The sequence below is a fragment of the Selenomonas sp. oral taxon 126 genome, from assembly GCF_001683335.1.
GTDB lineage: Bacteria > Bacillota > Negativicutes > Selenomonadales > Selenomonadaceae > Centipeda.
Genome location: NZ_CP016201.1, coordinates 754,775 through 778,480, shown reverse-complemented (window position 1 = coordinate 778,480; position 23,706 = coordinate 754,775). Strand labels below are relative to the sequence as shown.

General features: G+C 58.0%; 23 protein-coding genes. 19 read left to right on the top strand and 4 right to left on the bottom strand.

What is annotated here, in order from left to right:
• Nucleotides 1-241: 241 nt before the first annotated feature.
• The 19 genes from AXF19_RS03370 to AXF19_RS03280 all read left to right on the top strand — a co-directional run bounded on the left by AXF19_RS03370 (nt 242) and on the right by AXF19_RS03280 (nt 18,821).
• On the top strand, nt 242-436 hold the full coding sequence (locus AXF19_RS03370) for a DUF1799 domain-containing protein (RefSeq protein ID WP_066845037.1): 195 nt from the start codon (nt 242-244) through the stop codon (nt 434-436).
• A gap of 1 nt (nt 437) precedes the next feature.
• A complete protein-coding gene (locus AXF19_RS03365; RefSeq protein WP_066845034.1) occupies nt 438-3,275 on the top strand; it encodes a tape measure protein in 2,838 nt (945 codons plus the stop codon).
• A complete protein-coding gene (locus AXF19_RS03360) occupies nt 3,275-3,625 on the top strand; it encodes a hypothetical protein (protein ID WP_066845031.1) in 351 nt (116 codons plus the stop codon). Before AXF19_RS03365 ends, AXF19_RS03360 begins: the two co-directional genes overlap by 1 nt.
• 1 nt (nt 3,626) lies before the next feature.
• On the top strand, nt 3,627-4,235 hold the full coding sequence (locus tag AXF19_RS03355; RefSeq protein WP_066845028.1) for a DUF1833 family protein: 609 nt from the start codon (nt 3,627-3,629) through the stop codon (nt 4,233-4,235).
• On the top strand, nt 4,216-4,572 hold the full coding sequence (locus tag AXF19_RS03350) for an NlpC/P60 family protein (protein WP_066845025.1): 357 nt from the start codon (nt 4,216-4,218) through the stop codon (nt 4,570-4,572). The genes AXF19_RS03355 and AXF19_RS03350 overlap by 20 nt, the downstream gene beginning before the upstream one ends.
• Nucleotides 4,569-8,573: a host specificity factor TipJ family phage tail protein gene (locus AXF19_RS03345; RefSeq protein ID WP_066845022.1), complete on the top strand. Its 4,005-nt coding sequence runs from the start codon at nt 4,569-4,571 to the stop codon at nt 8,571-8,573. The genes AXF19_RS03350 and AXF19_RS03345 overlap by 4 nt, the downstream gene beginning before the upstream one ends.
• A 295-nt stretch (nt 8,574-8,868) precedes the next feature.
• Nucleotides 8,869-9,609: a hypothetical protein gene (locus AXF19_RS03335; protein ID WP_066845006.1), complete on the top strand. Its 741-nt coding sequence runs from the start codon at nt 8,869-8,871 to the stop codon at nt 9,607-9,609.
• A gap of 11 nt (nt 9,610-9,620) precedes the next feature.
• Nucleotides 9,621-9,842, top strand: coding sequence for a betaine-aldehyde dehydrogenase (locus AXF19_RS03330; RefSeq protein ID WP_066845004.1), 222 nt, complete (start codon nt 9,621-9,623; stop codon nt 9,840-9,842).
• Nucleotides 9,843-9,950: 108 nt separating this feature from the next.
• On the top strand, nt 9,951-10,442 hold the full coding sequence (locus tag AXF19_RS03325; RefSeq protein WP_237141681.1) for a phage holin family protein: 492 nt from the start codon (nt 9,951-9,953) through the stop codon (nt 10,440-10,442).
• Between the two features lies 1 nt (nt 10,443).
• The gene (locus tag AXF19_RS03320; RefSeq protein ID WP_066844998.1) at nt 10,444-10,938 is read left to right on the top strand and encodes a peptidoglycan recognition protein family protein; all 495 of its coding nucleotides are present in this window, start codon (nt 10,444-10,446) and stop codon (nt 10,936-10,938) included.
• Between the two features lie 13 nt (nt 10,939-10,951).
• Nucleotides 10,952-11,581, top strand: coding sequence for a glycoprotease (locus AXF19_RS03315; protein WP_172837352.1), 630 nt, complete (start codon nt 10,952-10,954; stop codon nt 11,579-11,581).
• A gap of 138 nt (nt 11,582-11,719) precedes the next feature.
• Nucleotides 11,720-11,893, top strand: a complete 174-nt coding sequence (locus tag AXF19_RS03310; protein WP_066844991.1) for a CopG family transcriptional regulator — start codon at nt 11,720-11,722, stop codon at nt 11,891-11,893.
• 114 nt (nt 11,894-12,007) lie between these two features.
• A complete protein-coding gene (locus tag AXF19_RS03305) occupies nt 12,008-12,754 on the top strand; it encodes a BRO-N domain-containing protein (RefSeq protein ID WP_066844988.1) in 747 nt (248 codons plus the stop codon).
• Nucleotide 12,755: 1 nt separating this feature from the next.
• A complete protein-coding gene (locus AXF19_RS14210; protein WP_157092470.1) occupies nt 12,756-12,932 on the top strand; it encodes a hypothetical protein in 177 nt (58 codons plus the stop codon).
• A 280-nt stretch (nt 12,933-13,212) separates the two neighbouring features.
• On the top strand, nt 13,213-14,043 hold the full coding sequence (locus tag AXF19_RS03300) for a menaquinone biosynthesis protein (protein ID WP_066844985.1): 831 nt from the start codon (nt 13,213-13,215) through the stop codon (nt 14,041-14,043).
• Between the two features lie 121 nt (nt 14,044-14,164).
• Nucleotides 14,165-14,881 (top strand): 3D domain-containing protein, encoded by a 717-nt coding sequence (locus tag AXF19_RS03295; RefSeq protein ID WP_066844982.1) that lies wholly within the window; start codon nt 14,165-14,167, stop codon nt 14,879-14,881.
• An 11-nt stretch (nt 14,882-14,892) separates the two neighbouring features.
• Nucleotides 14,893-16,776 carry a phosphoethanolamine transferase gene (locus AXF19_RS03290; RefSeq protein ID WP_066844979.1) on the top strand — a complete coding sequence of 628 codons (1,884 nt, stop codon included), beginning with the start codon at nt 14,893-14,895 and terminating at the stop codon, nt 16,774-16,776.
• Between the two features lie 127 nt (nt 16,777-16,903).
• Nucleotides 16,904-17,905: a pyridoxal-phosphate dependent enzyme gene (locus AXF19_RS03285; RefSeq protein WP_066844976.1), complete on the top strand. Its 1,002-nt coding sequence runs from the start codon at nt 16,904-16,906 to the stop codon at nt 17,903-17,905.
• A gap of 4 nt (nt 17,906-17,909) precedes the next feature.
• A complete protein-coding gene (locus tag AXF19_RS03280; RefSeq protein ID WP_066844973.1) occupies nt 17,910-18,821 on the top strand; it encodes a Ppx/GppA phosphatase family protein in 912 nt (303 codons plus the stop codon).
• 121 nt (nt 18,822-18,942) lie between these two features.
• Here AXF19_RS03280 and AXF19_RS03275 read toward each other — a convergent pair whose 3' ends face one another.
• The 4 genes from AXF19_RS03275 to AXF19_RS03260 all read right to left on the bottom strand — a co-directional run bounded on the left by AXF19_RS03275 (nt 18,943) and on the right by AXF19_RS03260 (nt 23,579).
• Complete coding sequence (locus AXF19_RS03275; RefSeq protein WP_066844970.1) at nt 18,943-19,239, bottom strand: type II toxin-antitoxin system RelB/DinJ family antitoxin; 297 nt, start codon at nt 19,237-19,239, stop codon at nt 18,943-18,945.
• Between the two features lie 118 nt (nt 19,240-19,357).
• A complete protein-coding gene (locus AXF19_RS03270) occupies nt 19,358-20,593 on the bottom strand; it encodes a serine hydroxymethyltransferase (protein WP_066844966.1) in 1,236 nt (411 codons plus the stop codon).
• 239 nt (nt 20,594-20,832) lie between these two features.
• On the bottom strand, nt 20,833-22,152 hold the full coding sequence (locus tag AXF19_RS03265; RefSeq protein WP_066844963.1) for a serine hydroxymethyltransferase: 1,320 nt from the start codon (nt 22,150-22,152) through the stop codon (nt 20,833-20,835).
• Between the two features lie 167 nt (nt 22,153-22,319).
• The gene (locus AXF19_RS03260) at nt 22,320-23,579 is read right to left on the bottom strand and encodes an SLC13 family permease (protein ID WP_066844958.1); all 1,260 of its coding nucleotides are present in this window, start codon (nt 23,577-23,579) and stop codon (nt 22,320-22,322) included.
• Between the last annotated feature and the right edge of the window lie 127 nt (nt 23,580-23,706).

Below are 23,706 nucleotides of genomic sequence, written 5' to 3'. Positions count from 1 at the left end.
TTCTGGAACACATCTACGCAGGGCAGATTCCCGATGACATGCCCTATAACGAGGCACTCCGCATCGCAACGGATACCTATGCAGAGACGTACGGACGTGAGCGCGAAGTAAAAAACTAGAGGCCGTCTATCGGTGGGAGCTGTCGGCGCGTCGTGAATACTGCGCGGCATGCCGAGACCTGTATGCTCAGGAGGGAAGATATCCGCCCTGCGACGGCTGTGAACAGGCACCTCCGGCACTGATGGACGAGAACCAAGAGGCGTGGTACCTGTGGCGGCATGTGCAGACGCAGCTCCGTGTATCTTTTGGCGGCATTGTTGGCGTGGACTACACAGCGCTGCGCCACGTTGCCGGGATTCTCGGCATAACGCTCGATACGGCGATGCTGCACAAAATACAGGCACTTGAATCCGTGCTTTTGAAGAAGGTGAAATGACGTGGCAAACCCGATCATATCGGTGCTCATACGGGCACGTGACGAGGCGGGGCGTATTATTCAGAACGTGCTCGATCAGCTGAACAATCTCACGGATCAGACGATTGACATCGACCTGCACGGCGCAGAAGAAGTGACATCACAGCTGGGCGGGATTGCAAAGGGGGCACTGATTGCTGCCGTCGGCATCGGCAGCGTTGCGGAAGCACTCTCTGCGGCAAAACACGCCTTCATCGACTACAACGCCGAGCTGGAACAGACGCGCGTCGCATTCACTTCGATGCTTGGATCGGCAGAGGAAGCGAACAGCGTGATCGGGGAACTGCAAAAGTTCGCCGCCGAGACCCCCTTTGAGATGCCCGGCATCCGCGATGCAGCGCAGCAGCTCCTCGCATTTGGCTACAATGCGGACGAACTCATCCCGACGCTTACGGCACTCGGTAACGCCGCCTCGGGGCTGGGCAAGGGAGAGACGGGCTTCGGGCAGCTCGCGTTTGTCTTCGGGCAGATTCGCACGACGGGTAAGCTCATGGGCAACGATGTCATGCAGCTCGCGCAGCTTGGCGTGCCCGTCAAGGATATTCTTGCGAAGAACCTTGGTCTTACGCAGGAGCAGCTCGCCAATATTGCGGATCAGGGGATTGATGCCAATACTGCCATCCGTGCACTGATTGACGGCATGAACGAGCGTTTCCCCGAGATGATGAAGAAGCAGTCCGAGACATTCGATGGCGTGCTGTCGAATATCAAGGACAATCTCGGGCAGGCGTTCGGCCTCTCGGGGCTTCCTGTTTTTGAGGAGGCAAAGTGCGTCCTCATCGAGATCAAGAACATCACGGATATGATGCTTGCGAACGCGCAGGATGGGAAGAATCTCTTTGCGGGGATACTGCCCGACGATCTGCTTGCGAAGGTGACGGTGTTCGGGGATACCGCAAGGAAGGTGTTTGCAGACCTTGCGCCCCTGCTTGAGCCGTTCCTGCAGGGGCTTCTCAAGGTTGCGAAAGTTCTGCTGGATGTCGGCAATATCGCTGTTGCGTCGCTACGCCCCATCGCGCCGATCATCAGTCTCATCGGAGAAAACATTCTCGACACGATCGGCAGGGTTGCAGATATGCTGGATGCGGTTCTCAGCAGCTATGCAGAGATGCAGCAGGAAACAGGAGCGGCCTGTGATGCAATCTATGCGGATATGTTCGAACTGTGGGCGTCTGTCAGGGAGACTGTTTCAGACTTCTGTACGGCGGTCATTGAGTTCATTGCGGGGCTTGTGGCGGAGATCGCCGACGTTGTCTCGCCGATAGTCGATACCTTTGCCGCAGCGTTTCAAGCTGCAGCGGACTTTGTCTATAGTGCAATGGCGACGGCGGCGGGCTATGTGCGCGACTTCATCGCCGTTGTGGATGAGGCGATTGCCTCGGTCAAGGAGCTTGCCGTTGTCAAGGCGGCAACAAGCCTCGGCAATGGAATAACTGCAGTTATGGATTGGGTTGGCGGCGCGGTCGAAGAGACCCGCGAGCGCGGACGCGTGTCCCTTGCTATGCACGGCTTCGGCAGCCGCAAGGCAATCGACAGCGGTGCTCCTGACGACGGCATCATCATCCCGTATCGGACAGACGCGCCTCCGGCAAAGGACGATGAAGATACATCGGACGACGGGGACGCATGGAGCAGTGTGCCGCAGGGCGCATCTTCCGGCGGACGTGCGGGAGCAAACGCCGCAGAGCGTGAGGCACAGCGTCTCGCGGAGCGGATTGAGCGCCTCACCGAGAAGGTGCGTCAGAGTGTCGCGTCCCTTGCGCACGACGTTACAAACGAGGTCGGCACGGCATACGAAAAGGGCATGGACGCCCTATCTCAGAAGATGGAGCAGATGCAGACCGAGATTGCGGAGGCATCCGACCTCGGCATTGACACAACGGCACTGCGCGCAAAACTCGAGGAGTACGCGAACATCGTCAAGGAGAAGGTGACGAAGGCTTGGCGCGAGGCGAACGAAGACCTCCGAAATGAAACGGCGCTTGCGTGGGCGCAGGTGAACAAGGACACCCGCGCCGAAGCAGAGGCGGCATACCAGATCGGCGTGACCCGCCTTGCGCGTGAGAAGGAGAACCGCCTGAAGGAGGTTGCCCTGACAAAGGACTCCGCCGAGGCGCGTGTCGCTGTGGAGCAGTGGGCAGCGGCTGAGATGGCAAAGCTCGATCGGCAGAGGCTCGAAGCCCTGCGCAAGTCCCCGCAGACAACACAGGAAGCTCTCCGCGCAACGCTTGAGGAGCAATACGAGCGCCTACGCGACACAGGGGCGCAGATGAAGGAGCTGACGGATTCGCTCTTTACATCGATGGCAGACGGATTTACGAGCGGTTTTCAAAACGTCCTCACGGATGGATTCAAGGGGATTCAAGACGCGTTTTCGAATATGCTGAAAAACATGCTGAACGCCATTGTGAAATTCGTGATGAACCAGATGATTACGCGCTGGCTCTCGATGATTATGCCGGCTTTCGGCGGCAGCATCCCTGCATCGCAGGCAAATGCCGCGGTGCCGGGCTTCCGTGCGACAGGAGGCCCCGTCTCGATGGGCAAGGCGTACATTGTCGGCGAGCGCGGCCCCGAGATTTTCCGACCGACGCAACCGGGGCGCATCATGAATTCCTTGTCGGGTGGCACATCTGTGGCGCCGAGCATCCGCGTCATCGTCAACAACAACACAAACGAGCGCATGACGGGCACGGCAGAGACGAAGTTCAACGGCTCGGAGTGGGTCACGACGATTATGATTGACGCGATCGCAACGAACCGCAACGGGATGCGTGACGTGATTAAGGGGGCGGTATAATGGACTTTCCGAGCATCAAGCCGCCGATCTATCCGATCAAGGAGACGATCCCCGACACAGCGATCAAGGGCAAACTCGAAAATCAGGTCATCATCGCCCGCAAGCGATTCACGCGCACGCCCATGTCCTTCGAGCTCTCGTGGACGGCACTCCCTGAGCGCGACTATGAAAAGCTCCGCGCCTTCTATCGCGAAGTGAACGGGGCGGTGCCGTTTCGCTGGACGTACCCGACGGGCGCGGGCGGCTCTTTCTCCGGCAAGATATTCAATGTGCGTTTTGACGGGGATTTTTCCTTCTCGTGCACCAATCACGGATACTGGGAGGGCGGCATCAAACTGACGGAGGCATAATATGCTCAATCTATCACAGGCAAGTATCATCGAGAAAAATAAACTCTCTACCAGCGGCGTGTGGATTCTCGCCCTCGAGGCGCAGATTCCAGGCAGTACGCTCCGCCTCGTCAACAATACGGAGGATTTGACGCTCGGCGGGCAAAAATACACGGCGTTTCCCTTTTCTCTCGAGGACATCACGGAGGACAGCAAGGAGCTGCCGAACGTCAAACTCACGGTGTCCAACGTGACGGGGACGATACAGCGCTACGTCGAAGAGAACAATGGTCTCGGCGGCTGCAAGGTCATCATCCGCGTATTTCATACGGACATCCCCGACGCTGCAGAGGTAGAGGAATACTTTGTTGTGACAGGTGTCACCTGTGATGTGGAGTGGGTGACGTTCACACTCGGCACGGATTTTTCCTTTACACGGCGTTTCCCGCCCATACGCATGATGAAGGACTATTGTCCGTTTAAGTTCAAAGGCGTTGAGTGCGGATACAAGGGGACTGCGAGCAAATGCAACAAGACCTTGAGGCGCTGCCGCGAGCTCAAGAATAGCGAACGATTTGGTGGCGAGGCGACGATACCACAGGGAGGTCTCTATGCGTCCAACAATACTTGACTTTGTGGGTAAGACATGGGCGGAGCTGCCCTGTTGGGAGCTTGTTGTTGCGTGGTACGCGGCACAGGGGATTACGTTGCGCCCGTATACCGATTATTGGATGTGCGGCGCGCCGTCGGATGCGGGGCTTGCTGAATGGACGCCCGCAGATGAACCGCGCGAGGGGGATGTTCTCGCGATGAATCTCACGGGGCGCGCTGCCGATCACGTCGGCATCTGCCTCGGCGGCGGGAAATTCCTGCATTCAACGGAGTATGCGGGCGTCTGCGTTGAGCAGTTGGAGCGCTATCGGCGGCGTATTATGGGAATCTATCGGTACACAGGAGGAAAGGCATGATACAGCTTGTCATCGTCCGCAACCCCTTCGATGTGACAAAGAAGGAGACGCAGGAGGTCGTATACCGCGAGGCTATGCCTCTCAGTGCGTACTTTAGCGAGCCGGGGGCGTGGCAGTATTCTATCAACGGCGTCCTTTGTGCAGCGGATGCAATCCCCTCGGATGGGGACTGCGTCGTTGTTGTCCCACACGTCGAGGGCAAGGTATTCGGCATGATTCTTTCTGTCGGCCTATCCTTTTTGACGGCCGGCATCGCAGGCGGCGCAATTCTCGGCGGGCTCTCTCTGGGCTGGCGCATGGTGACGGCTATCGCAATCGGCATGATCGGTGGTTCCCTTGTCTCGCGCCTCAATCGTCCGCGCATTGACATGAGCAATACGGAGCAGTCGCAGACATATGGCTGGGCGGGTACATCGACGCTCACGGGGCAGGGGCATCCGCTTGCCATTACCTACGGCAGTATGAAATCGGGCGGTGTGCTGCTCTCGCGCCACATCATCAGCGACGGGGCGCGGCAATATCTGCATCTGCTCTACTGCGCGGGTGAGGGCGAACTGCAGGACATTCGGAATATCCGCATCAACGAGAACCCCGTCAGCAACTACAAGGACGTGCAGATTGACGTCCGTCTCGGGACAAATGATCAGGCAGTCATTCCGAATTTTGCGGACAGCTACGCCGATCAGCAGCTCAACTATGAGCTCTCGGACGGATGGTCAACGCATGAAGTACAGGGCAATCAGTGCACGGGGCTCGAGCTGACCGTTGCGCTGCCGAATGGACTCTACTACAGCAATGACAGCGGCGGCATGAGCGGGACGGGTGTAACGCTCGAGGCGGAGTGCCGCATCGTCGGGAGTAATGAGGAGTGGCTGCGGCTGCCGCTCTGCAATGTGACAGGGACGGATGCTTTTTTGATGCGGCGCGGCGGAGCGTGGGTGAAATCCCTCACAGGGGCGGCGATTGATGGCAACTACGGCGGGCGCATCGGCGAGGCGACGAACAAGGCAATCTATCGTGTCTACCGTTTTGAGAATCTGCCGCCTGGGCAGTATAAGGTGCGTATGCGCTGCGCGGCAAAGGACGGCACCTCTGTGCGCCATGTCAATCGCGTCTATTGGAGCCAGCTGACGCAGATCGTTTACGATGATTTCGTACATCCGGGCAAAGCGCTCATCGGCATCCGCGCGCTCGCAACGGAGCAGCTGAGCGGCAACGATCCTACGGTGACGTGGGTACAGGAACGCTCGAAGGTCTATATCTGGAATCCGTACACAAAGACATACGAGGAGCAGCGCGCGGATAATCCCGCATGGGCGTGCTATGACATCCTGCATCAGTGCCGGAAGATCGGCGGCCGCTATATTGTGCGCGGTGAACCTGCGGAGCGCCTCTCCTACGATATGTTCAAGGCGTGGGCGGAGCAGTGCGCCGCAAAGGGCTATACGTTCAACTACATCTATGACAGCGCGATGCAGGTGTGGGAGGCGCTGCGCTATCCGGAGACGGTCGGGCGCGGCAAGGTCATCATGCAGGGGACGCGATTCACCTGCGTCTATGACTATGCGGCGCAGCCGTCGCAGCTCTTTACCGTCGGCAACATCAAGCAGGACAGCTTCAAGGAGGAGTTTCAGGGCACACAGGGGCGCGCGAATGTCATAGAGATATCTTTTATGAACGCTGCGAAGAACTACGAGCGCGATGTGCTTCCCGTGTTCAGCGACGATTATGACGTGAGTGAATCCTTGTCCACGCCGACGCAGATCGAGCTGATGGGCTGCACCGACCTCAAGCAGGCGTACGCGCACGGCAAGCACGCCCTCCGCGCCAATAAATACGAGCTGCGGACGTGCACCTTTGATGCCTTTGTCGACGCAATCGCCTGCACGATCGGCGATGTGATCCTGCTCCAGCATGATGTGACGGAGTGGGGCAGCGGTGGGCGTGTGGTCAGCGTCAAAGGTGCGGTGGTGACACTCGACCGCGCTGTCACGATGGATGCGGGCAAAGAGTACCGTCTTATGGTGCGTGACAGCAAGACGGACGAGCTCCATACCTACGAGGTGCAGAGCGTTGACGGTGCGGTTGTAACGCTCGCACAGGCGGCAGAGATCGCCGTCGATGATCTCTATACGTTCGGTGAGGCAACGAAGGAGGCAAAGCCCTTCCGCGTCCTCTCGATTACTAAGGGCATGACGGAACAGACGCGCAAGATCACCTGCATGGAGTACTATGCAGAACTCTATGCGAGCGATGACAGCGACGTGCCCATCATCGACTATTCGACGGGGGGCGATGCGCTCACCGTCAATAATCTGCTCGTTGTCGTTGATATTAAGACACTGCCTGACGGCACAACGCTCTATGATCTCGCTGTGTCGTGGCGGCTGCCGCGAGGTGCGGCGGCAAAGCAGATCAAAGTCGAGTACAAGCGTGAGGGGGCGACGGAGTATACAACGCAGGGAATCTATGACGGCAGTGCAACCAGCACAGTGATTGCGGGTGTTGCGGCGGCGGTCAGTTACACGATCCGCGTCACCTGTTATAACGATCTCGGACTTGCGGGCAGGGCTGTAGCGCAAACCGTTTACACCGCCCCGAAGGATGCGCCGCCCTCGACAGTGCAGAACTTTTCCGTTGTGCAGGATGCGGGCAACAGCAGTGTCCTGCAGCTCAGCTGGAAAGCGAATCCGGAGACGGATATCCTCGGCTACCGTTTGTTTGACAGTGCAGACGATGTGCTCGTTGATCTCATCGGCGGTACGAGTTACAGCTATTTTATCCCTGCCTCGGGGACGTACGCATTTGCCATCAAATCTGTCAACCGCTCCGGCCTACTCTCTGCGGACCCCGCAGAGGCGTCCATCACAGTAACCGTCGCAGCGGGCAGCGTTGCCGTACCGGATGCGCCGCATAGCGGAGAGGTGCGGATAGGGGGCGGCTCTATAATCGTCGCATGGGACGCAGTGACGAACACCTACATTGATTATTATGAGGTGCGCACGAATGATACTGTAGGGCAGCGGGCGGGACTGCTGGCAAAGACAGCGGACATCCGCTCTGCGGTATCACTCTCAGAGCGCAGCGGCGCAGTTCTTGTTTATGGGCACAACCCGCAAAAGGGATACGGCGAGCCGCTCAGCGTGCATTATGATTTTCCTGCGCCGACAGCACCGACGATCGAAGTCACAAAAACATTGCAAGGATTTAACGTCTCCATCCAAAACAAGCCGGAGCATGTGATCGGTACGCGTGTGCACATCTCGGGCGGCGGTGTCAATGAGAACATCGAAACGTCGGGATCCTTTGTGTCCTATGCCGGCGCCGCCGGTATCTATACCGTGCAGGCGGCGTGCTTTGACACCTTCGGTGATGGCGAGCTATCCGCATCGCAAGAGGTAGTCATCAAAACAAAAATCGACAAGGAGTCCATCGAGAATCTGACGATCACACAGAAAGACCTTGACGCGGCGCTTGCAAAACAGTTGCAGGATATGCAAACGGATACGGCGTCGGCAAAACAGTCTGCGGGCGCAGCGCAGACAACGGCGAACGATGCAAAGCAGATTGTGGATCGTACCGTCGTGCAGGTGCGTCAAACACAGGACAGCGTATCATCCATCGTTGCACGTCTCTCCGGCAATCCGCAGGACTCCGGCTATAGCGCCATCACTCAGCTTCATAACGGTTTACAGCTCAAAGTAAATCAGGGCGATGTCGTGTCCGCGATCAATGTTGCCCCGTGGGGCGTACGCATTGACGGTCGTCTGTTGCACATCACGGGCAACACACAGTTTGACGGCAACATTATCGCCAATCACATGATACAGGCAGGTGCCGTGACAGCGGACAAGCTCTCGGTCGGGAGCCTGTCGGCAATCTCGGCGAACATTGGGCTTTTGCGGACAAGGTCATGGGGAGAGCGCGTGGAGATGGAGAACAATCAGATTCGCGTTTACGATGCGAATAATCGTCTGCGCGTACGAATGGGGGTATGGTGATATGGGTGCAGGGCTACAGGTGTTTAACGAGAGCGAGGGGCTCAGTCTTGACTTGACGAAGCGCCCAATGAAAGTTCTTGGACGGAAAGAAATTTCAGGGAACGGGGAGATTAGTTTAGATGGATACCCTGGGATGCGTCCATGGTATCTAACGGAATCTCAATTACTCGTCAACGAGGAAGGCGCCTATCCTGTTCTGCGCATTGACAATGCAAGTCGAAAAATCCTATGGCGTAATCTTGGCGCAGGGAGGACGAAGATCATCTATGGCGTATACTAACGGGGAGAGGAACAAATGTCAAAATACTTTGAAGCGCTTGTTCTTGGGGGCGAATCTATTGTAATTGATGACACTCTCAACAATTTGGAGGTTTGTGGTGAGTGGCCATTGTCAGCACTTGTGAAGGCTAGAGATTCTGGTGGAAACGTTTTTTATCGTCTCCCGGGACGGCAGGATAAGAATTGGCTGTTCGGGATCGGTTTGTCAGAACATGCGGGACAAGAGTTTTGCCCAGAATTCATAAGGCTTTACGATGGCGAGATCATTCTTGAGTTTTATGATCCAAAGAGCAGCATTCATGATATAAAAGTTGCTCGTGATGACGTTGTTGCAAAGGGGAAAATGTATGCTTTGTCCTTTGGTACCCGTGCTCCGTCACCGCACGGTACTGGAATAGAGATATACAACAGTGGCGGTCAAGTTGTCTTTTCGTCTGCGCAAAAACATTTGAATGTTCTTGCATGTGATTGCGTCGATCCTGTGACTGTATCTTTTGGACAGGCGGGTGTAGCTTTTATGCTTGGCAAAGATATATCCTATGATTTTTGGGCAAGTGATAGATTGGGGGAGGTGGGGGCAAAAAGAACGATATATCCTCAGTTCACCATTACAGGTAATAACAGTGTTACCGTTAAAAAAATCATTCGAACGCAAGTATGGGCGGGAGATCTTGAGGAGATAAAGCGCGATCTATGGAGTGAGCACTACTACGGTGCAGGATTTTCTTATGGGTGGCTTATCGGAGAGGTCATATAAAGGAGGACAAAATGAAGAAAAAGTACATTGTCAATGGGAAGATCACCTACCCACAGGGCGAACAGGCGCTCACGAACTTCACGTTCACGAACGTGGAAACGGGCGAGATGTTCAATCTTGCGACCTCCGATCAGGCGGAGGCGGATGAGATCACCTATGGCGATCACGTCATCATCGAGGTGAAGAAAGACACTGACCCGCCGCAGGAAACGGAGGGACAGGCAGCAGGGTAATCACAGTGGGCGCGCATCATACGGTGTGCGCCTTTTCTGTGCGCGGAAAGGAGCAAAAGGGTGGATATTATGGTTCACGTATTTCAGAAATTGCAGGAGGGATGGGGGATGAAGCTCGCTCTGTCCTGCATCGTGTCCGTGGCAGCGGAGGAGCACGCGCAGATTTTCGCGGCGTTTGTCTTCCTCGTCTGCCTCGACCTCGTGACGAAGTGGTTGTCGCTCTCGCGTAAGTGCCTCATCGACCACGGGACGGAGCAGCCGACATTCTGGCAGTCGCTCACAGGGCTGCGCAACGCTCGGAGACTGGGCTACATCCGCAGTGAAGAGATGCGCAAGCGGTTCGTGCACAAGATTCTCAGCTACATCGGTGTCGTCCTTGCAGCGGCGGTGCTGGACTTCATGCTCACGCATGCACATGCTCCCGCATTTGCGACAAGTCTTGTCATCGGATATTTGGCGATTACAGAGTTCATCTCCATCCTCGAGAATATGCAGCATTCGGGCGTGGAGGAGGCGGGCGCAATCGCCGAGCTTGCCCGCAAGAAGGGCGGCATCGTGAAGGGGACGGGCGATAAGCCTGATGAGAAAGGAGAAAAATAACATGGAGAGAGTACCAGTTGTTGATACATATCTTGATATTGACTACGACGACCTGAAAACGCGCGGCGTGACCGATAAAATCGTCATCCATCACACGGGCAATCCTTCGGATGACGACCTCTCGGCGGCGGAGATTGACGCCTCACACAAGGGGCAGGGCTGGACGTGCATCGGCTACCACTACGTCATCCGTAAGGACGGCACAGTGGAGCAGGGGCGCCCGCATTGGACGGTGGGTGCGCACGCATACAGGCACAATTCCTATACCATCGGCATCCATGTCTGCGGCAACTTCGAGGAGGCAGAACCTACGCCCGCACAGATCGAGAGCGCGGCGATGCTGCTTGCAAACCTCTGTACGGACTATGGGCTGCCGATTGACCGCGACCACGTTGTCGGGCACCGTGAGCTGATGTCGACGGCGTGCCCGGGGGAGTATCTCTATGAGATGATGGATACGATTGTCGGCAAGGCGAATTTCTATGCGGCGCAGTGAGGAGGCGCATATAATGCTTGAACGGGCAAAGAGTGCTGCTACAAAGCACAAAACAGCTCTTCTGGCAATCCTGTGCATCCTGCTTGTCTTGCTTGTCGGCATCGCATACGCCATCGGCAGACACTCCGCAGCAGAGCAGACCGCAGTGGAAAAGCCCACCGTCATGAAGCAGGAGGAGACGCAAGACGCTGAGCGGCTGCGGGCGCAGCTCGACATCTCCAAGAGCAACGCAGAGGCCTTGCAGCGGAGACTTGCGGAGGTACAGGCGGGGCAGCGTGCTCCAGCGGCTACATACTACGTACAGGCGCCGACCGTGGAGCGCGCGGCGCAGGTGGTCGAGCGGCAGATCAAGGAGGACAATCCGTCACTGCCACGGGCGGCACGGGAAAAGACAGATCGGACGGTCGTTACGCCGATCACGCAGGACAAGGACGGGAAAGACCTGCCACCGGCAGATCAGAAGGTTGACGTATACAAGATCAACCTCCGAAAAGACCATCGCATCAAGGCGGGTGCATCCGTCATTGACGGCAAGGCGCTCATGACCATCGGCTATGAGCAGGGCCGCTTCGAGGCGTTGGCGCATTTCGATGGGTCACGCTATAAGGGCGCGACCGTCATGTATAACGTCGCTGAGTGGTAAAATGAGAAAAGCACTTTGCAAATAACGCAGAGTGCTTTTCTTATGGAATTTCTGTGGTTGGGCAGAAATTTTTCAAAACCTCTTGATTTTTTGTCACACGTTAATTAAAATAAACGTGTGGCAAAAAGGAGGGCTTGTATGAGTCCACAAATCGGACGCCCAAAAGCGGATAATCCTAAAGACATTCGATATAGCGTTAGGCTAGACGCTGATACAGAATCTCGCTTGCAAGCCTATTGTGAGAAAGTGAACATCACAAAAGGGGAAGCGATACGTCGAGGAATCGAACTGCTTTTAGGGCAAAAGAAATAGGGTTTCGCTCCTCATCCCAACCAAAGGAAAAAGCGAAACCCATAGCACAACCCCGAAGGAATTGCTAAATCCATTATAGCATGAATCTTCGGGGAGAGAAAGGAAAAATGCATAATGGAAAACAAGATTCAGATTTACGAGAATGCAGAGTTTGGCAAAGTTCGGACTATGGTCAAGAACGGGGAGCCGTATTTCGTTGGTAAGGATGTTGCGGACATTCTCGGGTACAGCAATACCCGCGATGCGTTGGCAAAGCATGTTGACGATGAGGACAAGAATACCGTCGCGATTCGCGACGGTATTCAGGGAAACCCGAATTTGACCATCATCAACGAATCTGGTGTCTATGCGCTTATTTTCGGCTCGAAACTTCCCAAGGCAAAACAGTTCAAGCGTTGGGTCACGTCCGAAGTCCTGCCCTCCATCCGCAAGACCGGCTCGTATAACACCATTCCGAAAGAGAAGCAGGCATTCAAGGAGCAGGAACTCAAAGCCCGTATGCTGAACGCTCGTGTGCGTGAGTCGAACCAGTACCTCAAGATCGCCGCGCAGATCGACATCCCCGAGTACCGCTACATCCTGCAGGCGAAGTCGGCAGAGGCACTCAACGGCGGCGTTCCTGTCCTGCCTTTGCAGGAAGTCGAGCGCAAGACGTACTCCGCAACGGAGATCGGCGCGATGTTCGGCGTGTCGGCAAACAAGATCGGCAAGCTCGCGAACGCGCACAAGCTCAAGACGCCCGAGTACGGCAAGCTGTTCTACAGCAAGTCCGAGCACAGCGTGAAGGAAGTCGAGACATGGCGCTACTATGACAGCGTCATCCCCGTGTTTGAGAAGATTTTCGGACGGGAGGCGGCGTGACATGACTGCCATCACATACTCGAATCTCGCGCCTGTACCGTCGGCACACATGGAGGAACTCAGCGCATTGGCGAAAGACCGCAAAGAACCGCTCTGGGTTGCCGTGGGTGCATTCGCCTACGGTGTCATGATCGGCAAGCGCATGGAGCGCGCCCGCCGCAAGCGTAACCAGTCGTAAAAGAAGCATATAAACGAACAGAGGGACAGCGTATCGTGCGCCGTCCCTCTGTTTTTGTTTGTCTACAATTTGTCTACAATGCCTACAAAAATCACTGAAAAATACTCTGATGGAGATTCGCGAAACTTTTCCTTAAAAACCGTGTAAAAGCCCGTATTTGCTGGGGTTGAGGGAACTGTATAAGAGTGTGGGATGGGGATAGAAAAAGCGTATTTTCAAAATACTGTATTTTTTGCCGAAGAAGGATTATAATAGGAGGAGAATTGAGAGGGGGATGTGTATGGCATTGCGGCTGGGTCATATTGCGTTCTTGAATGTGCTGCCGCTGACGTATGCGCTCGCGCACGGCGCGGCGGAGGGGCTGGATATCCTGCGCGCCTCGCCCGCGCAGCTGAACGGGCGGCTTGAGGCGAAGAATCTGGATGTGTCGGGGGTGTCCTCGATCACGTATGCGCGGCACGCGGAGGATCTGCTCATCCTGCCGGATGTATGCATTGCGTCCGACGGCGATGTGCGGAGTGTGCTGCTCGTCTCGCGCACCCCTGCGGAGGAGATCAAGGACGGGCGCGTCCTGCTCTCGGATAAATCGGCGTCCTCGCACGCCCTGCTGAAGATCATCCTGCACCGCGCCTACGATGCTGCTCCACGTTACGAGACGCGGACGCTCGTGCCGTCCAATCCCGTGCCCGAGGGGGCGGCGGGCGCGCTCTTCATCGGGGATGATGCGCTCGAACTGTATCATCACCCGCCCGATGGGATCTACATCTACGATCTTGCACGCGAGTGGAAGCGGCTCACGGGCATGCGCATGGTGTTCGGCATCTGGGCGGCGGCGCGCGCGTTTGCGGCGTCGCATCCCGAGGAGCTGTGCATGGTGCACGGGCGGATTGCGGCGGCGTTCCGCGACTGGGATCGGGTGAAGGATGCGGCAATCGGCGAGGTGCTCGCAGACGGGCGGTTCACGCGCGATGAGCTGCGGGCATATCTCGGCAGCGCGGTGGTCTGGCAGCTGGACGCGGAGACGCTTGCGGGGCTGCGGCTTTTCTATCAATACGCGGCAGAGGATGGGCTGATTGCGCGTGCGCCCGAGATCGAGCTTGCCCGTGTTTGACGTGACTTCTACTTTATAGTAAAATATTCCCATCCATAACAACGAAATGAATGTGATTTGCGTGCGTCACGCATCGTTGACGCAGGATAGAAAGTGAGATGGATGAAGGGAGCGCGATGGAATGAAGATACGGAAACTCCTTTTGGCAGCAAAAAAAATCATGCAGAGGGCGCGGCGGCACAGGGAGCTGCGGCGCTTCAAGGGGGCGTTGTCGCTCGGGACAGCGCTCGCCGTAACGGCACCGCTTGCCCTCCATGCGCCCGCTGAGGCGGCGCATATCCGCGTGGAGGAGGGGATGCGCGGTGCGGTCGTGGCGCATGTGCAGGAACTCCTCATCGAGGGGGGCTTCCTTGAGGGCGCGGCGGACGGCGTTGCAGGACCCAAGACGCGCGCGGCAATCGAGCGATGTCAGGAGAAGCATGGGCTCACGGTGGACGGCATCTGCGGTCAGGCTACCTATCTCGCGCTCTCGGGCGGCGAGCCATATGATCCTGTGGCGCTCGGGATTCACGAGGAGCGCACGCATGAGGAGCGCGCACATGAGGTCAGCCGAGGCAGCGGGCGCGCGGTCTATGTCTCGGCGACGGGCTACAGCGCGTTCGATCCCGGCAACGGCAAGCATACGGCGACGGGGACGATGGTGCGGCGCGGTGTGATTGCGGTCGATCCGTCGGTGATTCCGCTCGGCACGCGCGTCTTCATCCCCGGCTACGGCGAGGCGGTGGCAGAGGACATTGGCGGCGGGATACATGGCTATCGTATCGACGTTGCGTTTGACAGTCATGCTGAAGCATTGATGTTCGGCAGACAGGAACTCGAAATCTTTATCATGGAGTAGTGTAGTAAACAATGAATCTTTCGACGGAGCGGGCGAATGAGTGGATTCGCGCAGCAGTCGCGGCGGGCGCATATTTCCTGACGCTGATCGCGTGTTATATCAATATGGGGCAGGATATGGGCGCGGAGTATTTTCTCCCCGCGCTCCTTCCCGTCATCAGCGTGCTGATGCTCATGCAGTATGGGACGGGGGTTCCGCTCTTCTCGCGCGGGATGCTGGGGGCAATGGTGCCGGGACTGCTCTGGTGCCTCACATTCCCCCTGCTCTATACGTGGACGTACGAGCGCGACTGGTACCACTCGCTGATTTTCTTTGACTTTCTCATCGGGACGGCGCAGATATTCGCCCTTGCCGCGCTCGGCGGTGTACTCTTTCACTTGGGGCACAAACGGCTGACGGCGGCGCTGCTCGCCGTGCTCGGCTTTCTCATGTCGCTCATCCCGATGACACAGATCGCATACTATATGACGGTCTGGCACGCGTTGAGTCCCGCGTCGCTCATGGCGCTCTACCTGACGAATTGGCACGAGGCGGGGGACTATATCGAGTCGACGGTGGGGATTCTGCCCGCCGTGCTTGTGGTCGTCCTGCTCCTCGTGCTTATCTATCTGTCATACCGCAGCTACCTTGTGTTTGCACGATGTATCTATCCGAGCACGGAAGGCTCGCGTATGGGCAGTCTCGTCCTCGTCATGATTGTCGCGGCGGGGGTACATATCGTCCTCATCCCGGAGTGCTCGATTGCGGGGCTTTACAATGACGTGACGACGTATGTTGAGGAGACGCAGTCGTACGGACTTCATCAGGATGAGAGGTATGCGTCGCTCATCATTGATACGGAGAATACCCTCGCGGCGCGCGCACCGGGGACGGTCATCTTCATCATCGGTGAGTCGGCATCGCGCAACTATATGCACTACTACACGCCGTCTTTCCCGTACGAGAATACGCCGTGGATGGAGCAGATGGCGGCGGAGCGCGAGGGCTTCCTCGTCTATCCGCACACCTATTCCTGTTGGACGCAGACCGTGCCCGTTCTCGAGCGTGCCCTGACGGAGAAGAGCCAGTACAACGACAAGGAGTTCTTTGAGTCGGCATCCCTGCTCGATGTGGCGAAGAAGATCGGCTATCATACCTACTGGTTCAGCAATCAGGGGCGCTATGGGCAGTTCGACAGTGCGATCACGATGGTCGCAAAGACGGCGGACGTGGCGGAGTGGACGGACGACTCCTACACCTTTACGACAAAGTATGACGAGGAACTGCTCCCGTACCTCACGCGTATTGACCCGAATGTGAACAACTTCATTGTGCTGCATCTGATGGGCAGTCATATCTACTACAACAACCGCTATCCCGATGCATGGGCGAAGTTTACTGCTGAGGACGGCGAATCGGCGATGACAAGCGCACCGTCCTACGCGAACAGCATTCTCTACACGGACTACATCCTCTCGCAGGTCTTCAACTATGCGGAGAAGAATCTGAACCTGCGTGCAATGGTCTATTTCTCCGATCACGGGGAAAACCTGAAGATTTCGCACAACCCCGACGTGTTCAGCTTCGACATGGTGCGCATCCCGTTCTTCATCTATCTCTCCCCCGAGTACCGCGCGGCACTGCCGAATCGTGCAGCGACGCTCGAATCCCGCCGCGATGCGTATTTTACGAACGATATGATGTACGATACGGTCTGCGGACTTCTCGGCGCGCCGAACAATCGCTACGATCCGCGACAGGATTTCTCGAGTCCTGCCTATGGCTTTACGCGCGAGACGCTGACGACCATGTTCGGCAACCACGCGCTGACCGAGGATCATACGGATGAGGGGGCGGATGGTAATTCAGCTTCCCCTGTCGGGACGGGGGAAGTGGCGAACGCAGTGAGCCGATAGGGGGTGCCCCTTCCACCGCAAGCGGTCTACACGTTCCGCGCACAGGCCCCTCCCCCGCATTGGCGGGGGAGGCTTATCTGCTCATATACTGTTACAATCTCATACGTTCCGAAGGAGGAGATCCATCATGCACTTCTACTGTGAGCGCTGCAAAAAGGAATACCCCGTCGCAACGCACGCCTATGCGTGTGAATGCGGTGGGCTTTTTCGTCTGTATCAGAGCGCGATGGATGCGGGCGACCGCCACGAGGCGGTGACGCTCGGTGAGGTGGAGACGCCACTCCTGCCGCTCGTCATCGACGGCTGCCGCTACTACTTCAAAATGGAGGATCGCCAGCCGACCGGTTCGTTCAAGGATCGCGGGGCGAAGCGCCTCATCGGCGAGCTTGCGCATCTCGGCATCGACCGTGTCGCAGTCGACTCGGCGGGCAATGCGGGCGCGGCGGTCGCGGCATATGCGGCGGCGGCGGGCATTGCGTGCAGGGTCTACGTGCCCGATGACATCTCCGCCGAGCGCGCTAAGCAGATCACGGCGTACGGCGCGGAGGTGGTGCGCGTGCCGAACGGGCGCATGAACGCGAGCAGTGTCCTGCGCGCGGAACTGGGCAGCGACTACTATGCCTCGCACGTCTACAACCCCCTCTTTGCCGACGGAATCAAGAGTATGGCACACGAAATTTATCACGAGCTTGGCGACACGGTGCCCGACTATATCTTTGTCCCTGTCGGGAACGGCTCGCTCCTCCTCGGACTCTACCAGGGCTTTGCCGAGATTGGGCGGCTCCCGCATTTTGTCGGCGTTCAGAGCACAAAGTGTGCACCTGTCGTCGAGGCGTTCCACGAGCTGCCCGAGACGCCGCGCAAGAATACGATTGCCGAGACCATCCGCGTGGGGGCGCCGCCGCGCATGGAGGACATCCTGAAGGCGCTGCGCCGCAGCGGGGGCGATGTTGTCGCCGTCGAGGACAGCGAGATCCTGAAGGCGGCAAAGACCCTCAATCGGCGCGGCATCTACGCCGAGCTGACCGCAGCGGCGGGGCTTGCGGGCGCGCGTGCCTTCTTTGCGGATGGCATGCCCGACAACTATCGCGTCATCATCCCCGTGCCCGGCAGCGGGCTGAAGCGCTAGTCCCATGCTGCACGCAATCATCGACATCGGGTCGAACACCATCCGCATGGCCATCTATCAGATCGAGGGCAGAGAGTTTACCCTTTTGCTGAAGCGCAAGCATACGGTCGGGCTTGCGGGCTATCTCTCGCGCGGCCGGCTCGTGCGTGAGGGCGTCGAAAAGACGGTCAAAATCCTGCGCGGCTTTATGGAGTTCATCGAGACCTTCGGCATCGCGCACGTTCATGCCTTTGCGACGGCAGCGCTGCGCTCTGCCACGAACAGCCGCGCCGCCACGGAGGAGATCATGCGGCGCACGGGCGTCTCCATCCGCATCATCAGCGGCGAGGAGGAGGCGGCATATGACTTTATCGGCGCAACTGCGAGCATTGCGCATGCGGACGGCATCATGGTCGACATTGGCGGCGGCAGCACAGAGATCATCTCCTATGCGGCGCACGAGATGCAGGGGCGTTGGAGTCTCCCGATCGGCTCACTTGCCATGTCGAAGGCGCATGTTGCGGGACTCCTCCCGACCCCCGATGAATGTGGGTGCATCCGCGCGGCAGTCGCGGATATCCTCGCGGGCGCACCCGACCTGCGTGCCTTACGCGCGCAGCACATGATCGGCATGGGCGGGGTGCTCAGCAGTGCGAGCCGCATGCACGCACTCCTCTATCCCGAGGAGCAGAACCGCCTCATCGACGTGTGTCATCTGCCCGCGATGATCGGCCTGTTTTCCACGGGACAGTCCCTCAGTGAGCATGATACCGCCGTTCTCCTGCGCTCCGCACCCGACCGCCTCCACAATATCATCCCCGGCATGGTCATCGCGCACACACTCGCCGCCACCTTCGTCGCCGAGGACATCCTCTACAGCGACTCGGGCGTCAGAGAGGGATATATATGGAAGGAAATCATCGGGGTGGAGCAGTGATGAATTGCCTGATTTGCAAAGACGGGACGATGAAGGAGGGGACGGGGACGTATCTGAAAACGATATGCTGCGCAGCATCGCACGTTGTACTATATATTGTCAATAAGGATTTCGGAAAATTTCAAGAAATGAAGTCCTTCTGTTTTTCTTGGTGGGTCAGATCAATCGATTGAGCATTTCTCGTGTCTGCAATGCCTTGCTCGCGTGCAATCATCGAGGCCTGCTGCATTGCGCGGATGCCGCGTATCATCGGCGCGTCGTCCAGATGCATGTGAAACGGGATCCCGCGCTCACGGACGAGGCGGGACACGCACATACGAAGATAGGTCGGGAGATCCATGCCGAGTGCGGCACAGATCGCGGCGGCTTTTGTCCGCTCCGTCTCATCCGTGCGAAATTGTACCAAAGCGTTTGCCATAGGGCACACCTCCTTTTTATTTTCAGTATAGCATCAAATGCATTCATCTGCAACGAAATACGCCCCGCCGATCATTCTCGGTGGGGCGCTGTTCTATGCAAATAGCGATTCTGCGATTTCAGCCCTCGGAGTCGCCCATCCACTCTTCGGAGAAGACGGGGGCATCCTTGACGAGGGCGAGGATTTCCTGCCGCGTCTTTTCGATCTCCTCGTGGGAGAGAATGGTGGTGAGCGGCTTTGCGAGGAGCGAGCCGATGTAGGCGATGTCCTCCTCACGCATACCTCGCGTGGTCGGGTTCGAGGTCGAGAGGCGCAGGGCGTGGAGGAAGAGGCCGGAGTTCATCGTGGGGACGTTGTCGGTCTTGACGCGGATGCCCATCTGACCGATTGCCTTGACCGCAGCTGCTGTATCAATGCCGGCGGCGGCAGAGGCGAGGACGAGGTGGGTGTCCGTGCCGCCGCAGAGGACGGAGGCGCCGTGGTCGGCGAGGGTGCGCGCGAGCACCTGCGCGTTCTGTACGACCTGCGCGGCGTAGCTGCGGTAGCGGTCGCTGCCCGCCTCGCGCAGGACGACGCCGAGCGCGGCGAGGTGGTTCATGTGCAACGCCTCATGCCCCGTGTTGATGACGGCCGCATCCATGCGTGCAGCGATATCGCGCTTCGTGAGGAGGACGGCACCGTCGGGTCCTCTGAGCGAGTCGCGCGTGGAGAAGGTGACGACATCGGCGAGAGGCACGGGCGAGGGGACGAGCTTTGCCGCGACCAGACCGACGGACTGGCTGATGTCGACCCAGAGGCAGGCATCGACGGTCTGTGCAATCTCGTAGAGGATCTGATAGTCGATCGTGCGCGGATAGCTGACGGGCGAGAAGATGATGAGGCGCGGCTTCACGCGCTCCGCCTGCGCCCGCACTGCGCCCCAGTCGATCTCCTGCGAGCCCGGCTCGATGCCGTAGTTCTCAAAGTTGTAGGAGAGACCCGTGACGTGATCTTTTTTCCTGAGATTGAAGGAGAGGACTGTATCGCCCGGCTCCAGCAGTGCCTGAAAGACAACGCGCGAGGCGGCGACGATGTTGCCGAGGCGCACGATGGCATGGTCGCTGTGGAAAAGCTCCATGGCACGCCTGCGCACGATGGCATCGAGGTGGAGTCCGCCGCTCGTGGTCTCGTCGTGGCGGTCAAAGAAGCTGTTCGTGAGCACACTGCCCTCAAGATATTTCGCGAACGGCGACATGGCGTTCATGTTCGGCATGAGGGAGAGGGTGTAGTGCTGGCGCTGGCGCTCCTCCTCCAAGAGGTTATAGATCTCGGGGTCAAAGGTTTTGAGATGGCTGACGACTTCTGCACGTTTCATGGGCAATTCTCCTCTTCCGTAAAAATGGATGTATGCGTCATAACATGCGCCGTGCATCCCTTTGCTCCACTAGGGGGCGCTTAGGGGCAGACGCATCCATTTCAGTCTTGTCCCTTTAGTATAGCACAATGCGGCGCACAAATCATCCATTTGTTGACGCTTCTGAATATTTTATGCGATGAAATCAAAAACTCCGACCGCACACTTCTGCACGCGGTCGGAGTTTGGTTACTGCTCCGTTATTGGAACAAATGCTTGAGGATGGACTTGCGCTCGCTGGCGGCGTGCTCGTGGACGCTGCCCGTGTCGGAGGAGGGGGCGACGGTCTGCGCGGTGGCATCGACGTTCATCCACTCCTCGGAAAAGACGGGCTTGTCCATGAGGAGCTTTGCGATCTTCATGCGCGTGGCATCCTCCTCCTCGGCGGGGCATTTTCCGCTGAGGGTGCGTGCGAGCACGTCGGCGATGACGGGCATATCCGCCTCCTTCAGCCCGCGCGTGGTCGGGTTCAGCGTCGAGAGGCGCAGTGCGGAGAGCAGGATCTCGGGGCGCATGGTCGGGATCTTGTCGCGCTTGACGTAGATGCCCATGCGTCCGAGGGCGTGCACGGTGTCTGTGATGTCAACGCCCGCAGCGGGGGCGGCGAGGATGAGATGGGTCTCGGTGCCGCCCGCGAGGAGGTTGATGCCGCGTTCTTTGAGCGCAGCGGCGAGGGCCCGGCTATTCGCGAGCACCTGCTCGCCGTACGCGCGGAATTTCGGCTGACTTGCCGCGTGCAGGGCAAAGCCGAGCGCTGCGAGGTGGTTCATGTGCAGGGAGATATGTCCCGTGTTCGCGACGGCGGCATCCATCTGCGGCGCAAGCTCCTTTTTGCAGAGGAGGATCGCGCCGTCAGGCCCTCGGAGCGAGTCGTTCGTCGGGAAGCTGACGACGTCGGCAATCGCCACGGGCGAGGGGATGAGTCCCGCCGCGACGAGCCCGACGCACTGCCCGATGTCGATCCAGAGATATGCGCCTACGGCGTGCGCAACGGCGGCGAGCCGCTCGTAGTTCGGCACGCACGGATAGCTGACGGGCGAGAAGATGATGAGGCGCGGTTTGATCCGCTCCGCCATCGCCATGACCTCATCCCAATCCACCTTTTGGAGTGTCGGGTCGATACCGAAGTTCTCAAAATGGTAGCTCAGTCCCGCGCAATGCTCCTGTTTCCGCAGGTTGAAGGAGAGTACCTTGTCCCCCGGCTGCAGGAGCGCGAGAAATGCGACGCGCGAGGCAGCGGCGATGTTGCCGAGTCGCACGACAGCGTGCTCACTGCCGAAGAGTTCCTGTGCACGCGTGCGTACGAGCTCCTCGACGGAGCTGGCATGACGCTCCCCACAGCCCTCGAGGGTGCTGTTCGCGAGCGCACTCCCCTCGAGAAAGGCGGCGAGCGGCGACATGGCGTTGACCGTCGGCACCAGTGAGAGGGTGCAGCGCTGCCGCTGAATCTCGTCCTGCAGGAGAGTGAAGATCGCGGGGTCAAATGCCTTCAGATGGTTCAGCATTTCTTCTTTTTTCATGATATTCTCCTCATCATGCTGCGGCGCACAGCGCGCCGTGAAATGACAGGTGCACCCGTGGGCACACCTGTCATGCGGTGAACGACTTTTCAATTCAGTTCAATTCATTCACGGTTCAGCACGATGCGCGGAGATATCCGCAGCTGCCGCTTATATTTAGGAAGTTTTTAGAACGGCCAGACGATGGGGATGACGACAAGGCAGACGAGCAGTGAGATGATGACGAGCGGTACGCCAACCTTGACATAGTCCATGAAACGGAACTGACCGGGGCCGAGGACGAGGGTGTTCGGCGGGGTTGCGACAGGCGTCGTGAACGCGCAGGATGCCGCAATGCCGATGGCCATGACGACCGGATACGGGGAGACGCCGATGGTCTGGGCGATGGAGATCGCAATCGGCGCGAGGAGTGCGGCTGCTGCCGTGTTTGACATGAATTGTGTGAGACCGCAGGAGAGGACGAACATCGCCGCGACAATGAGCATGGGGGCAGGGGCGTCGCCCATGAGACCGACGACGAAGTCCGCAATGAGCTTGCCCGCACCGCTGTGATCCATGGCGCTCGCGAGCGGGAGCATTCCGGCGAAGAGGAAGATCGTTGTCCAGTCAACGCCCTGATATGCCTGTTTCTCCGTGAGGCAGCCCGTGAGGACGCAGAGGAGGCCGCCGATGATCGCCGAGGTCTGCATCGGAACGTTGATCTGCTTTTCGAGCACCATTGCGATGACAACGCCGACGAGGATGGCGGCGCAGATGATCATCTTGCGCGGATCCTTTGCCTCCTCCGCTTCGCCTGTAACCGCCTCGCTGTCCACGAGTCTGCGCGGGCAGAGCTTGCGGCCGATGGTCAGCATGTAGATCACGCCGACGATGGAGAGCGGGACACCGATCCACGCGAACTCGAAGAAGCCGAACGGCGTCAGCCCCGAGGCACCAAGCGTTGCACTCATGAGGATGTTCGGCGGCGTGCCGATCATCGTGATCGTACCGCCGACGTTTGCTGCGACGGCGAGCGCCATGAGCTGCGGCGAGACGGGCAGCTTTGCCGCAGCGCAGATCTGGATGACAACGGGCATGAGGCAGGCAACCGTCGCCGTGTTCGAGGACACGGACGAGAGCACAATCGTTATGAGCATCAGTGCCGCCATTAATGCACGCTCGTCATTGCCCGATTTTTTGACGACGGCGATGCCGATTTTTTGCGCGAGTCCCGTCTGGAACATCGCGGCGCCGATGATGAACATACCGGCAAAGAGGACGACGGTGGAATTAGAGAGACCTGAGAAAACCTGTGCCGGGGTGAGTACCCCCAAGAGGCCGAGCGCGATCGCCGCGCCCATTGCCGTGACGGCGAGAGGGATAATCTCTGTGGCGAAGAGGAACGCCGCCACCCCGAGAACACCCAGTGTCAGCATTGCTGCATCCATGAATACATCTCCTATTCATACAGTTCGTTCGGGATTGCTGCGGGTATCAACAACCCCGATTTAGTTTCCGTATACATTTCGGAAACTTTCTTTCGACGAATTCTTATAATTCTCTCTCTATTCCTCT